Consider the following 12,252-nt stretch of genomic DNA (forward strand, 5'->3'; position numbering starts at 1 on the left):
CCCGGCGCCTCCGCCCGGCACCCGACCCCCCCCCCGCGACCCCCCGCGCCCCTCCCACACACCCCCGCCCAACCCCCCCCGCCCGGCCCCCCGCCTCAGGGGGGGCCCCTGGCCGTTTCGTCGTCGGGCCACCGGCGTGGCGGCCAGGGGAGGTGCACACCCCGGACGCGGTTTCGTAGCGGTTCCCGGCGCCGATGGGTGCGCACGGTCCGGCCGTGCGCACCCATCGGCGCTTCCGCGCGCCGTCACCCGTAGGTGTGGTGGCGGCTGGCCTTGCCCGTGAGGTCGGTGACACGGTGCCCACGGGGAAGCCGCCGGGGTGCCGGTGTCGTGAGCGGAGGGGCGGATGGCCGACAAGGACGCGGGGCTCAAGGCGGTCGCCGAGCACTACGGGACACACGAGCTGACCGAGGACGAGATCATGAGCGCCGAGCCGGCCGAGCCGCTGGCGGCGGAGTCGGTGATGATCACCACCTCGCTGCGGCTGCCCGAGCCGGTGATGGACGAGGTGCGGCGCCGGGCGCGGGAGCGGGGGCTGAAACCGACGGCCATCATGCGGGAGTGGATCGAGGCCGCCGTCGCCGACCTGGAGCAGCCGGTGCCGCCGAGTGTGGTCATCGCGGCGGCTGCGCGGTACCAGCTGCGGGAGCGTGCGGCCCGTAGTGCCCTGCACTTCGAGCGGGCGCGGCACTGGGAGGCGGTTGGACAGGCCGAGCGTCTTCACCAGGCGGAGAAGGCGGCTCGGTGACGGCCGCGCCGGGGCCCGCTCCGGCTCAGGCGCTGAGGGCCGGGGCGACGGCTGCTGCCAGGCGGGCCTCGTCGTAGCGTTCCAGGAGGAGGGCGGCCAGTTCGGGGGCGGGGCCCAGGACGTCGGCGACGGCGTCCGCTCCGGCGGCCGCGTCGGCGATGCGGTCGGGCAGGAGGCCTGGGGCCAGCAGGTAGGGGGAGACGGCGGTGCGGGCGGCGCCCGCGGCGCGCAGGGCGGCCAGGGCGTCGGGCACGCGCGGGCCGGTGGCGGAGGCGTAGGCCACCTCGACGGCGGCCCAGCCGCGGCTGCGGCGCCACGCGGCGGCCACCGCGCGGGTGGCGGCGTCGGCGGCCGGGTCGGAGGAGCCGGCCGCCGCGAGCACCACGCCGGTGCGGGCCCGGACGGCGGCCGAGCGCACGTCCACCCCGGCCTCGGCGAGGCGGCGCTCCAGGGCGGCGAGCAGCAGCGGCGACGGGCCCAGGACGGCGGCGACGGGCAGGGCCGCGCCCGCCGTGCGCAGGGCGGCCGGGATGTCGTGCTTGGCGTGGTAGGCCCGGTTGAGCAGCAGCGGGACGGCCACTGCGTCGTCGAGCCGCCCGACGACCTGCGGGATGCGCGGCGCGCAGTGGTCGAGGTAGGCGGTGGCGACGTCCAGCCCGGGGCGCAGCGCCCGCACCTCCTGGACCAGTGCGGCCACGGTCGCGGCGTGCCGCGGGTCGCGGCTGCCGTGGGCGATCAGCAGGAGGGCGGGCATCGGCGTCGGCCTTACTTGGCGGCGGCCAGCAGGCCGCGGTTGCGCAGCACCCGGCGTTCGACCGGGGTGAAGACGAGCAGTTCGATGGCGATGCCGACGAACAGGATCAGGATGATGCCGAGCAGCACCCCGGACATGTCGGAGAACTCGCGCTGGTCCTCCAGGAACCGGCCCAGGCCCCGGCCGAGGTCGGGGGAGGAGGCGACGAGTTCGGCGGCCATCAGGGAGCGCCAGGAGAACGCCCAGCCCTGCTTGAGGCCGGCCAGGTAGCCGGGCAGCGCGGCGGGGATGAGGACGTGCCGGGCGCCGGTGAGGCCGGTGGCGCCGATGGTGCGTCCGGCGCGCAGGAACAGCGGCGGCACCTGGTCGATGCCGGCGATCAGGCCGTTGGCGATGGAGGGGACGGCGCCGAGCAGGATGACCGCGTACATCATCCGGTCGTTGATGCCGAGCCAGATGACCGCGGCCGGCACCCAGGCGACCGAGGGCAGCGACTGCAGGCCCTGGAGGACCGTGCCGATGGCGGTGCGCACCGGCCGGACGCGGGCGACGACCAGCCCGATCGGGGTGCCGATGACGACGGCGAGCAGGAAGCCGGACAGGCCGCGCCAGACGCTGGTCCAGATGATCGAGAACAGCGTGCCCTGGTACCAGAGGTCCTGGGCGGAGTGCCACACGTCGGTCGGGCTGGGCAGCTTGTAGGCGGAGGTGAGGTGCAGGCTGTACGCCCCCTGCCACAGGGCGAGCACCACGAGGACGCCGATCAGCGGCGGCAGGGCCTTGGTCCGCAGTGCCTGGCCGAGCGAGCCGCGCTGGGCGGAGACGGCGTCGAGGGCGTCCAGGCCGGCGCCGACACCGGCGGTGTCCGTGGCGGCGGCCTTGTCGGTCTTGTCGGCCTTCTCCAGGACCGGGGTGCTGTCAGTGCTGGCCATGGCGACGGATCTCCCCACGCAGTTCTTCGGTGATCTCGATGGACAGGTCGGCGACGCCGGCGGATTCGATGCGGCGCGGCTGCGGCAGGTCGATCCGCCACTCGCGGGCGACCCGGCCGGGGCGGGAGGAGAGCAGGACGACGCGCTGGGCCAGGCGCACGGCCTCGCGCACGTTGTGGGTGACGAACAGGACGGACAGCTGCCGCTCGGCCCAGATCCGGGTGATCTCGTCGTGCAGCACGTCGCGGGTGATGGCGTCGAGCGCGGCGAACGGCTCGTCCATCAGCAGCACCTGGCTGCCCTGGGCCAGCGCGCGGGCCATCGCGACGCGCTGGCGCATGCCGCCGGACAGCTCGTGCACGCGCTTGCCGTACGAGCCCTTGAGGCGGACGAGTTCGAGCAGGCGCTCGGCTTCGGCGCGGCGCTCGGCGCGGGGGACGCCGGCCAGCTTGAGGGCGAGTTCGATGTTGCGGCCGGCGGTGAGCCAGGGGAACAGCGCGTGCTCCTGGAACATCAGCGCGGGCCGGCCGCCCGGCACCTCGATGGCGCCGGCGGTGGGCTGGTCGAGGCCGGCGACCAGGTTGAGCAGGGTGGACTTGCCGCAGCCCGAGGCGCCGAGCAGGGTGACGAACTCGCCGGGCGCGACGTCGAGGGTGATGTCGTCCAGGACGTGGGTCTGCGCGCCCGGGCGGCCGAAGGACTTGTGCACGTGCGAGATCCGGACGGCGGGCGCGGCGCCGCCGGCGCCGGCGCCGGCGGTGTCCGCCGAGGTGGTCAGTGCCGGGGTCATCCGGACACCTCCTGCGTGAGTGGTCTGGCTGAGGGCTGGCGGAGCGGGGGCCGGGGCCCGGCCCCGCCCGTCCCGGTGGGCATCGATCGCGGATCGACCGGGTGGGCGGGGGTCCGGACCGCGGAGTCGGGGCGGACTCGGCGCCGCGCGGTGCTGTTCGGCGCCGGGTGGCGCTACTTGGCGCCGAGTCCGGCGTCCGCCACGGGGCCCTGGCCCTTGGCCGCGAGCACCTTGTTGAGCAGGGTGAGGTCGTAGATGCCGTTCAGGTTGGCCCCCGCGCCAGCGGAACTTGATTTGGGCAGCTTGAGGAGCCCGGCGGTGACGGCGTGGTCGGCCTCGGCCTGGAGGGTGTTCGCCAGCGGGTCGTCGAGGAAGTCGATGTCGGCCCAGGCGGGGTCGAGGATGGCCGGCTCCAGCGCGTTGCCGGCCTCCTTCTTGATCGCCTCGTTGGCGTCGGCCTTGGCCTTGTCCGGGTTGGCCTTGATGAAGGCGTTGGTGTTCACCGAGCCGCGCAGCACGGCCTCCACCACGTCCGGGTGCTCCTTGAGGAACTTCTGCGAGACGATGATGTTGGTGATCACGAACTTCTTGTCCGGCCAGACGTCCTTCTCGTTGAGCAGGACCTTCGCGCCGAGGGTGACCAGCTTGGAGGCGGTGGGCTCGGGCACCCAGGCGCCGTCGATGGAGCCCTGCCGGTAGGCGTCGGGGGTGACCTTGTTGTCGGTGCGCACCACCGAGACGTCGCCGGCGCCGGACGCCGCGTCGACCTTGAAGCCCTTGCCCGCCAGGTAGTTGAGCAGCGCCACGTCCTGGGTGTTGCCCAGCTGCGGGGTGGCGATCTTCTTGCCCTTGAGGTCGTCCAGCGAGGAGATCTTGTCCGGGTTGACCACCAGCTTGACCCCGCCGGAGGCCGAGCCGCCGATGATCTTCAGGGACTGGCCGTCGGACTTGGTGTAGCCGTTGATCGCGGGGGAGGGGCCGATCCAGCCGATGTCGATGGAGCCGGCGTTGAGCGCCTCGATCTCGGACGGGCCCGCGTTGAAGACCTGGGTCTTGATCTGGGTGGCGCCCAACTCCTTCTGGAACAGCCCCTCCTGGAGGCCGACCAGGGCGGTGCCGTGGGTCAGGTTCGCGAAGTAGCCGATCTTCACGGTGTCCGTGGACAGCTTCGCGCCGGAGGCGCCGGCCGAACTGGCGGCGGAGTCGGCGCCCGCCTTCTTGTCGTCCGCCTTGGAGCCGTAGCTGCACGCCGACAGCAGGGTCACGGCGGTCAGGCCGGCCGCGGCGGCCACCGCGGAGCGTCTGATCCGGCCGGCGTTGGGGCGGGCATGGGTATGCGAGGGGGCCAGGTTCGGTGCCATGGTGAAGTCCTGTTCATCGACGGACCGTCGGGAGGCGGTCTCGGGGACGTGGCGGTCGCCCGTCGGGGCGGCCGGGGGTCGCAACTCAGCGCTGTCGGCCCGCACATCGGGTCAGGCCGCCCTGGCCGCTGCCGAGGACGCCGCTGCCGATGCGGCCGCCTTCCTTGTCCATGTCCGAGAACGCCTCGCTGGGCATCAGACCCAGTCCTCCTCAGCGGGTTCGGTGGCGCGTACGGTCGCGAAGGCCTCGCCCGCCATACCGGCGGTGAGGGTGGTGCCGTCGGCCGGGTCGATCAGCAGGAACGAGCCGGTGCGGCGGTTGTCGCAGTAGGCGTCGAGCGCCAGCGGCTCGGCGGTGCGCAGCACCACGTGGCCGAGGTCGTTGACGTTCAACCCCTCGGCGCCGGAGCGCTGTTCGAGGGTGTCGCCCGCCTTGGTCGGCAGAGCGATGCGGTAGGTGATGTCCTTGACCAGCGCGCGCACGGTGCGGGTGGTGTGCTTGAGCAGGACCTTGTCCCCGGCGCGCAGCGGGCGCTCGTTGAGGTGGCTGACGGTGGCCTCGATGTCCCTGGTGGGCGCGGGGATCACGCCGGCCGCGATCAGGTCGCCGCGGGAGACGTCGAGGTCGTCGGCGAGCCGGACGGTGATCGACTGGGGCGCCCAGGCGAGGTCCGTCTCGCGGCCGAGCGCGTCGATCCCGGCGACGGTGGTGGTGTGGCCCGAGGGCAGCACCGTCACCGGGTCGCCGACCCGCAGCACGCCGGAGGCCAACTGCCCGGCGTAGCCGCGGTAGTCGGGGTGCTCCTCGCTCTGCGGGCGGATCACGTACTGGACGGGGAAGCGGGCCGGAGCGGCGTCCGGGTCGCTGCCGACCGGGACGGTCTCCAGGTGCTCCAGCAGGGTCGGGCCGCCGTACCAGTCCATGTGCGCGGACGGCTCGACGACGTTGTCCCCGGCGAGGGCCGAGATCGGCACGGCCACCACGTCGCCCACGCCGAGCGAGGCGGCGTAGGCGGTGAACTCCTCGGCGATGGCGGCGAAGACGGGCTCGGCGTAGTCGACCAGGTCCATCTTGTTGACGGCCAGCACCACGTGCGGCACCCGCAGCAGCGCGGCGACGGCGGCGTGCCGGCGGGTCTGCTCGACGACGCCGTTGCGGGCGTCGACCAGCACCACGGCCAGTTCGGCGGTGGAGGCGCCGGTCACCATGTTGCGGGTGTACTGCACGTGCCCGGGGGTGTCGGCGAGGATGAACCGCCGCCGGGGGGTGGCGAAGTAGCGGTAGGCCACGTCGATGGTGATGCCCTGCTCGCGCTCGGCGCGCAGGCCGTCGGTGAGCAGCGCGAGGTCGGGCGCGTCCTGGCCGCGGTTCAGGGAGGCGCGTTCGACGGCCTCCAGCTGGTCGGCGAGCACGGACTTGGAGTCGTGCAGCAGGCGGCCGACCAGGGTGGACTTGCCGTCGTCGACGGATCCGGCGGTGGCGAAGCGCAGCAGCGACGTGGCGGTGGCTTCCTGGGTGGTGCTGGTCATCGTTAGAAGTACCCCTCGCGCTTGCGGTCTTCCATCGCGGCCTCGGACAGCTTGTCGTCGGCCCGCGTCGCGCCGCGCTCGGTGAGGCGGCTGGCGGCGATCTCGGCGATCACGGCCTGGATGTCGGTGGCGTCCGAGTCGACGGCGCCGGTGCAGGACATGTCGCCGACGGTGCGGTAGCGGATCAGCCGCCGCTGGACGGGCTCGTTCTCCTTGGGGCCGCCCCACGCGCCGGCGGTCAGCCACATGCCGGCGCGGGCGAAGACGTCCCGCTCGTGGGCGTAGTAGATCTCCGGGAGGTCGATGCCCTCGCGCTCGATGTACTGCCAGACGTCCAGCTCGGTCCAGTTGGACAGCGGGAAGACGCGCACGTGCTCGCCGACGGCGTGCCGGCCGTTGTACAGCGACCACAGCTCGGGGCGCTGGCGGCGAGGGTCCCAGGCGCCGAACTCGTCGCGCAGGGAGAACACCCGCTCCTTGGCACGGGCCTTCTCCTCGTCGCGGCGCCCGCCGCCGAACACCGCGTCGAAGCGGTTCGTCTCGATGGCGTCGAGCAGCGGGACGGTCTGCAGCGGGTTGCGGGTGCCGTCCGGGCGCTCGCGCAGCCGGCCGTCGTCGATGAAGTCCTGGACGTGGGCGACGTGCAGGCGCAGGCCGTGCTCGGCGACGACGCGGTCGCGGTAGGCGATCACCTCGGGGAAGTTGTGCCCGGTGTCGACGTGCAGCAGCGAGAACGGCACGGCGGCCGGGTGGAAGGCCTTGAGCGCCAGGTGCAGCATGACGATGGAGTCCTTGCCGCCCGAGAACAGGATCACCGGGCGCTCGAACTCCCCCGCGACCTCGCGGAAGACGTGCACCGACTCGGCCTCCAGCGCGTCCAGGTGGGACAGCGCGAAGGGGGCGTCTTCGTGGGTGCGGACCGGGCCGTCGGTCGCGGTGGTCATGCGAGACCCCTCTCGGTCAGGAAGGCGTGCAGCTCGGCGGCGGACTCGGCGACCGCGCGGCCCTGCGTCTGGATCCGCAGCTCCGGCTTCTGCGGCGCCTCGTACGGGTCGTCCACGCCGGTGAGGCCGGCCAGCTCGCCGGCGGCCTGCTTGGCGTACAGGCCCTTGACGTCGCGTTCGGCGCACAGCTCGACCGGGGTGGCGACGTGGACCTCCAGGAACTCGGTGCCGGCCGCCGCGTGCCGCTCGCGCACCGCGGCGCGCGAGTCGGCGAACGGGGCGATCACCGGGGCGAGCACCTTGACGCCGTGGGCGGCGAGCTTCTCGGCGACGAAGCCGATCCGGGTCACGTTGGTGTGCCGGTCCTCGCGGGTGAAGCCGAGGCCCTTGGAGAGGAACTCGCGGATCTCGTCGCCGTCCAGGACCTCGACCCGGTGGCCCTCGGCGCGCAGCCGTCCGGCCAGCGCGAAGGCGAGCGTGGTCTTGCCCGCGCTCGGCAGCCCGGTCAGCCACACGGTGGCGCCGCGCTCGCAGGGGGCGGCCGCGGGGGCCGCCTCCGCGGCTCCGTCGGCGGCCCGGGTGTGAGCTGTCACAGTCTCAAGTCCTTCGTCGGTAGTGGGGGGGGGGTGGGTCAGAGGTGGATGCCGCACTCGGTCTTGCCGGAGCCGGACCAGCGCCCGGCCCGGGCGTCCTCGCCCTCGGCGGGCTTGCGGGTGCAGGACAGCGGTGAGCAGCCGATCGAGGTGTAGCCCTCCCACAGCAGCGGGTTGAGCAGCACCCCGTGGGCGGCGACGTAGGCGTCCACGTCCTCCTGCGTCCACCGGGCGATCGGGGCGATCTTGACCTTGCGGCGCCGGGCGTCCCAGGACACCACCGGGGTGTCCGCCCGGCTCGGGGACTCGTCGCGGCGCAGCCCCGTCGCCCAGGCGTCGTAGCCGCCGAGGCCGCGGTTCAGCGGCTCGACCTTGCGCAGCGAGCAGCACAGGTCCGGGTCGCGGTCGTGCAGGTGCGGCCCGTGCTCGGCGTCCTGCTCGGCCACGGTGCGCAGCGGCCTGAGGGTGATGACGTTGACCGGCATGGTCGCGGCCACCGCGTCCCGGGTGCCGATGGTCTCCGGGAAGTGGTAGCCGGTGTCCAGGAACACCACGTCCACGCCGGGGAACACCGAGGAGGCGAGGTGGGCGACGACCGCGTCCTCCATCGAGGAGGTGACGCAGAAGCGGCGGCCGAAGGTGTCGGCGGCCCAGGCCAGGATCTCCTGGGGCGTCGCCTCCTCCAGCTCGCGGCCGGCCCGGACGGCTATCTCCTCGTAGTCAGTCGTCGCGCTGGTCACCGGACGAACCCCCGTCGGTCGCAGTCGAGTTGGGCGCAGTCATGATGGCCGCGTTCGAGGCGTTCGAGGCGTTCGAGGCGGTCGGGGCGGTCGGGGCCGAGGCGGTCGGGGACAGCAGGCCGAGGAACTTCAGCTGGAAGGCGCGGCGGCACCCGTGGCACTCCCAGGCGCCGTGTCCGACCTCGGAGGGGCGCAGGTCCTCGTCCCCGCAGTACGGGCAGAAGAACGGTGCGGCGCGCTCACTCACGACAGCTGCTCCTCGCCGGCCCGGGCCGCCCACTGGGCGAAGCGCTCGCCCTCGGTGCGGTCGGCCTGGTAGCGGGTCAGGACGCGCTCGACGTAGTCGGGCAGGTCGTCCTTGGTGACCTTGAGGCCGCGGACCTTGCGGCCGAACCCGGCCTCCAGGCCGAGCGCGCCGCCCAGGTGCACCTGGTAGCCCTCGACCTGCTCGCCGTTGCCGTCCGGGACGAGTTGGCCCTTGAGGCCGATGTCGGCGACCTGGATGCGGGCGCAGGCGTTCGGGCAGCCGTTGATGTTGATGGTCAGCGGCTCGGCGAAGTCCGGCAGGCGCTTCTCCAGCTCGTCGATGAGCGTGCGGCCGCGCTCCTTGGTCTCGACGATGGCGAGCTTGCAGTACTCGATGCCGGTGCAGGCCATGGTGCCGCGGCGGAACGGCGACGGGGTGACCCGCAGGTCCAGCGCTTCCAGGCCGGCCACCACCGAGTCGACCTGGTCCTCGGCGATGTCGAGGACCAGCATCTTCTGTTCGGCGGTGGTGCGCAGCCGGTCGCTGCCGTGTGCGGCGGCGAGGTCGGCGATCTGGCCGAGCAGCCGGCCGTCGACCCGGCCGACGCGCGGCGCGAAGCCGATGTAGTACCGGCCGTCCTTCTGCCGGTGGACGCCGACGTGGTCGCGCCAGCGGCCGCTGGGCTCCTGCGGGGCGGGGCCGTCGACCAGCCGGTACGTGAGGTACTCGTCCTCCAGCACCTGGCGGAACTTCTCCACGCCCCAGTCGGCGACCAGGAACTTCAGCCGGGCGCGGTTGCGCAGCCGGCGGTAGCCGTAGTCGCGGAAGATGCCGATGACGCCGCCGTAGACGTCGGCGACCTCGTCCAGCGGGACCCAGGCGCCCAGGCGCACGCCCAGCTTGGGGTTGGTGGACAGCCCGCCGCCGACCCACAGGTCGAAGCCGGGGCCGTGCTCGGGGTGGACCACGCCGACGAAGGCGACGTCGTTGATCTCGTGCGCGACGTCCAGCAGCGGGGAGCCGGAGACGGCGGACTTGAACTTGCGCGGCAGGTTGGAGAAGTCCTTGTTGCCGATGAAGCGCCGCTGGATCTCCTCGATGGCGGGGGTGCCGTCGATGATCTCGTCCTCGGCGATGCCGGCCACCGGGGAGCCGAGGATGACGCGCGGGGTGTCGCCGCAGGCCTCGGTGGTGGACAGGCCGACGGCCTCCAGCTTCTGCCAGATCGCCGGGACGTCCTCGATCCGGATCCAGTGGTACTGGACGTTCTGGCGGTCGGTCAGGTCGGCGGTGTTGCGGGCGTACTGCTCGGAGACCTCGGCGATCGCCTTCAGCTGGGCGACGGTCAGCCGGCCGCCGTCGACCCGCACGCGCAGCATGAAGTACTCGGCGTCGAGCTCGTGCGGCTCCAGGATCGCGGTCTTGCCGCCGTCGATGCCCTCCTTGCGCTGGGTGTACAGGCCCCACCAGCGCATCCGGCCGCGCAGGTCGGCGGGGTCGATCGAGTCGAAGCCCCGGTGCGCGTAGATCGTCTCAATACGTGTCCGTACGTTGAGACCGTCGTCGTCCTTCTTGAACTGCTCGTTGGCGTTCAGGGGGGTGAAGTGGCCCATGCCCCACTGGCCCTCGCCGCGGTGACGGGTCACCTTGCGAGGCGCGGCGGGGCGTCGCGCGGCGGCGCGGTCGGCCGTGGGCTCGGCGGTCTCGGGGGTGGTGGCCATGGTGAAGTCCTTCGGGGCAGATGGCTCTGACGCCGGGTGGGTCGCTGGGGGTGCGCGGCGGTGCGGTGCTGCTGTGACCTGCGGGTATTCCCAGGGCCGGGGAGAGCAGTGACCGTGGCCGGCCGGGCGCCCGCGCGTCCGCTCCAGCGGGGACTGCGAGGTGGGTGGCGCCCGGGTGCGGTGATGCGGCGGGGTGGGCTCAGATCGCCGGACAGATGGCGCTGGACACGCGAAGGAGATCGACGTGGAGTCGACCAACTAGGGTGGTTCCGGCGCTCGGCATGGCAAGAGATTGGCACGGCGCGGGACTTGCGGTCCACTAACATCCGGATGGTGGACGCTGATGTTTCGTTATGTGAGACAGTCGGGGATTCCCGCCGCTCCCCGCCCCGGCGCCCGTCCACGCGCCCGTACCCCGGGGGAGATCAACCGCGCGGCCCCGGCCCGATACCGTTAGACCCGTGCAAGCAGCAGGCGAGACGAGCAGACCGAACCCCGAACGGCCCTCCCGGCGCCGGGGCAAGGGCTCCCGACGCGCGGCCAAACAGGCCGCCTGGCGCCGTACGGCGTGGGAGCTGGTCAAGGACACCACCAACACCTGCGTCGAGTACCGGGTCACCGGACTCGCCGCGGAGGCGGCCTTCTTCACCCTGCTGTCGATCCCGCCGCTGCTCCTCGGCCTGGCCGGCACCCTCGGCTACCTCGACGAGTTCCTCGGGGCCGGCACCATCGACCGGCTCAAGCACGACATCGTCTCGGCCTCCGGGACGGTCCTGTCGGACTCGTCCGTCAAAGAGGTCGTGGTGCCGCTGCTGGACCAGGTCTTCGCCCATTCCCGGCCCGACCTCGTCTCGATCGGCTTCCTGCTGTCGCTGTGGTCCGGCTCCAGAGCGCTCTACATCTTCATCGACACCATCACCGTCATGTACGGGCTCGACGGCAAGCGGGGCATCGTCAAGACCCGGCTGATGTCCCTCGGCCTCTACTTCGGCGCCCTCGTCATCAGCTCCCTGGTGCTGCCGCTGCTGATGGCCGGACCCGGACTCATCGAGAACGCCGTGCCCGGCGTCGCCGGACTGGTCGGCGCCGCCTACTGGCCGGTCGCCATCGTGCTGCTGATCGTCTCCCTCACCACCCTCTACCACCTGGCCGTCCCCGTCTCCACCCCCTGGCGCGAGGACGTCCCCGGCGCCCTGGTCGCCCTGGTGGTGCTGGTCGTCTGCAGTGTCGCCCTGCGGATCTACCTGGTCAGCTCGGTCGAGGTCCCCTCGGTGTACGGCTCGCTGGCCGCGCCGGTGGCCGTACTGCTGTGGATCTTCGTGGTCGCCCTGGCCGTCCTCATCGGCGCCGCCATGAACGCCGCCATAGACCGCCGCTGGCCCACCCTGGAGACCGCCGACGCCCGCGCCGAGAACGAGCGCGCCCAGGAGGAGGCCGCCGCCGCCGTGGTCCGCGAGGTCGCCGCCCGGCGCGCCGCCGAACGGGCCCGGCGCGCCCGCGAACTCGGCCTCGCCGAAGGCGCCGAGGAGGAGTGGGGCGAGGAGGACGGCGACGACGTCGACGTCCCCTCCGAGTACCCGGAACGCTGGGCCGACGTCCTGGCCGCCGACAACGTCCGCGGCCGCCTCACCGCCCGCGGCGGGCCCCACCACCGGCCCGGGCCGCCCCCGCCGGACAGCGACCGGCCGGCCGGGCCGCCGCCGGAGCGGCGGGCGCCCGACTACCCGCCCCGGCCGCCGTGGGAGCAGCAGTAGCGCCCGGGGCTCCGGGCGCGACGGCGGACGCACAGGGCCTCCCCCCCCACCCCCCGGGGGGGGCCGGGGGGGGCGGGTGTGGGCCCGCCCCCCGCCGCGGCCCGACGGGGGGGGTTATAAAAAAACAACGGGCCCCGC

Annotated in this window: 13 protein-coding genes; 2 read left to right on the plus strand and 11 right to left on the minus strand. The window is 73.3% G+C overall.

Features of this window, described 5'->3' with window-relative positions; translation table 11 throughout:
- The first annotated feature begins 346 nt into the window (after positions 1 to 346).
- Positions 347 to 748 (plus strand): hypothetical protein, encoded by a 402-nt coding sequence (locus ACFV6D_RS37615; RefSeq protein WP_380563218.1) that lies wholly within the window; start codon positions 347 to 349, stop codon positions 746 to 748.
- Between the two features lie 25 nt (positions 749 to 773).
- Here the strand turns inward: ACFV6D_RS37615 and ACFV6D_RS37620 are convergent, their stop codons facing one another.
- The 11 genes from ACFV6D_RS37620 to ACFV6D_RS37670 all read right to left on the minus strand — a co-directional run bounded on the left by ACFV6D_RS37620 (position 774) and on the right by ACFV6D_RS37670 (position 10,643).
- The gene (locus ACFV6D_RS37620; RefSeq protein WP_380563220.1) at positions 774 to 1,502 is read right to left on the minus strand and encodes a sirohydrochlorin chelatase; all 729 of its coding nucleotides are present in this window, start codon (positions 1,500 to 1,502) and stop codon (positions 774 to 776) included.
- Positions 1,503 to 1,513: 11 nt separating this feature from the next.
- Positions 1,514 to 2,434 (minus strand): ABC transporter permease, encoded by a 921-nt coding sequence (locus tag ACFV6D_RS37625; protein ID WP_380337848.1) that lies wholly within the window; start codon positions 2,432 to 2,434, stop codon positions 1,514 to 1,516.
- Positions 2,421 to 3,224, minus strand: coding sequence for an ABC transporter ATP-binding protein (locus ACFV6D_RS37630; protein ID WP_063347100.1), 804 nt, complete (start codon positions 3,222 to 3,224; stop codon positions 2,421 to 2,423). The genes ACFV6D_RS37625 and ACFV6D_RS37630 overlap by 14 nt, the downstream gene beginning before the upstream one ends.
- A gap of 173 nt (positions 3,225 to 3,397) precedes the next feature.
- The gene (locus ACFV6D_RS37635) at positions 3,398 to 4,585 is read right to left on the minus strand and encodes an aliphatic sulfonate ABC transporter substrate-binding protein (protein WP_380563222.1); all 1,188 of its coding nucleotides are present in this window, start codon (positions 4,583 to 4,585) and stop codon (positions 3,398 to 3,400) included.
- A 195-nt stretch (positions 4,586 to 4,780) separates the two neighbouring features.
- Entirely contained in the window at positions 4,781 to 6,115 is a 1,335-nt protein-coding gene (locus ACFV6D_RS37640) for a sulfate adenylyltransferase subunit 1 (RefSeq protein WP_380495169.1), read from the minus strand.
- A 2-nt stretch (positions 6,116 to 6,117) separates the two neighbouring features.
- Positions 6,118 to 7,059 carry a sulfate adenylyltransferase subunit CysD gene (gene cysD / locus ACFV6D_RS37645; protein WP_380563224.1) on the minus strand — a complete coding sequence of 314 codons (942 nt, stop codon included), beginning with the start codon at positions 7,057 to 7,059 and terminating at the stop codon, positions 6,118 to 6,120.
- Entirely contained in the window at positions 7,056 to 7,652 is a 597-nt protein-coding gene (cysC, locus tag ACFV6D_RS37650) for an adenylyl-sulfate kinase (RefSeq protein ID WP_279634886.1), read from the minus strand. Before cysC ends, cysD begins: the two co-directional genes overlap by 4 nt.
- 38 nt (positions 7,653 to 7,690) lie before the next feature.
- Positions 7,691 to 8,392: a phosphoadenylyl-sulfate reductase gene (locus ACFV6D_RS37655; protein WP_363368686.1), complete on the minus strand. Its 702-nt coding sequence runs from the start codon at positions 8,390 to 8,392 to the stop codon at positions 7,691 to 7,693.
- Complete coding sequence (locus tag ACFV6D_RS37660) at positions 8,373 to 8,639, minus strand: hypothetical protein (protein ID WP_380563226.1); 267 nt, start codon at positions 8,637 to 8,639, stop codon at positions 8,373 to 8,375. Before ACFV6D_RS37660 ends, ACFV6D_RS37655 begins: the two co-directional genes overlap by 20 nt.
- Positions 8,636 to 10,360 (minus strand): nitrite/sulfite reductase, encoded by a 1,725-nt coding sequence (locus tag ACFV6D_RS37665; RefSeq protein WP_363368688.1) that lies wholly within the window; start codon positions 10,358 to 10,360, stop codon positions 8,636 to 8,638. Before ACFV6D_RS37665 ends, ACFV6D_RS37660 begins: the two co-directional genes overlap by 4 nt.
- Positions 10,361 to 10,559: 199 nt before the next feature.
- Positions 10,560 to 10,643, minus strand: a complete 84-nt coding sequence (locus ACFV6D_RS37670) for a putative leader peptide (RefSeq protein ID WP_347878562.1) — start codon at positions 10,641 to 10,643, stop codon at positions 10,560 to 10,562.
- A gap of 178 nt (positions 10,644 to 10,821) precedes the next feature.
- Here ACFV6D_RS37670 and ACFV6D_RS37675 point away from each other — a divergent pair, with 178 nt between their 5' ends.
- On the plus strand, positions 10,822 to 12,114 hold the full coding sequence (locus ACFV6D_RS37675; RefSeq protein WP_079135509.1) for a YihY/virulence factor BrkB family protein: 1,293 nt from the start codon (positions 10,822 to 10,824) through the stop codon (positions 12,112 to 12,114).
- The last annotated feature ends 138 nt before the right edge of the window (positions 12,115 to 12,252 follow it).

It is taken from the genome of Kitasatospora sp. NPDC059812, assembly GCF_042732075.1.
Taxonomy (GTDB): domain Bacteria; phylum Actinomycetota; class Actinomycetes; order Streptomycetales; family Streptomycetaceae; genus Kitasatospora.

What these genes read in the sequence shown, in the direction of transcription:
- ACFV6D_RS37625 (WP_380337848.1), bottom strand. Translation starts at nt 2,434, where the DNA reads ATGGCCAGCACTGACAGCACCCCGGTCCTGGAGAAGGCCGACAAGACC.
- ACFV6D_RS37630 (WP_063347100.1), bottom strand. Translation starts at nt 3,224, where the DNA reads ATGACCCCGGCACTGACCACCTCGGCGGACACCGCCGGCGCCGGCGCC.
- cysD (WP_380563224.1), bottom strand. Translation starts at nt 7,059, where the DNA reads ATGACCACCGCGACCGACGGCCCGGTCCGCACCCACGAAGACGCCCCC.
- ACFV6D_RS37635 (WP_380563222.1), bottom strand. Translation starts at nt 4,585, where the DNA reads ATGGCACCGAACCTGGCCCCCTCGCATACCCATGCCCGCCCCAACGCC.
- ACFV6D_RS37620 (WP_380563220.1), bottom strand. Translation starts at nt 1,502, where the DNA reads ATGCCCGCCCTCCTGCTGATCGCCCACGGCAGCCGCGACCCGCGGCAC.
- ACFV6D_RS37665 (WP_363368688.1), bottom strand. Translation starts at nt 10,360, where the DNA reads ATGGCCACCACCCCCGAGACCGCCGAGCCCACGGCCGACCGCGCCGCC.
- ACFV6D_RS37670 (WP_347878562.1), bottom strand. Translation starts at nt 10,643, where the DNA reads ATGCCGAGCGCCGGAACCACCCTAGTTGGTCGACTCCACGTCGATCTC.
- ACFV6D_RS37640 (WP_380495169.1), bottom strand. Translation starts at nt 6,115, where the DNA reads ATGACCAGCACCACCCAGGAAGCCACCGCCACGTCGCTGCTGCGCTTC.
- ACFV6D_RS37615 (WP_380563218.1), top strand. Translation starts at nt 347, where the DNA reads ATGGCCGACAAGGACGCGGGGCTCAAGGCGGTCGCCGAGCACTACGGG.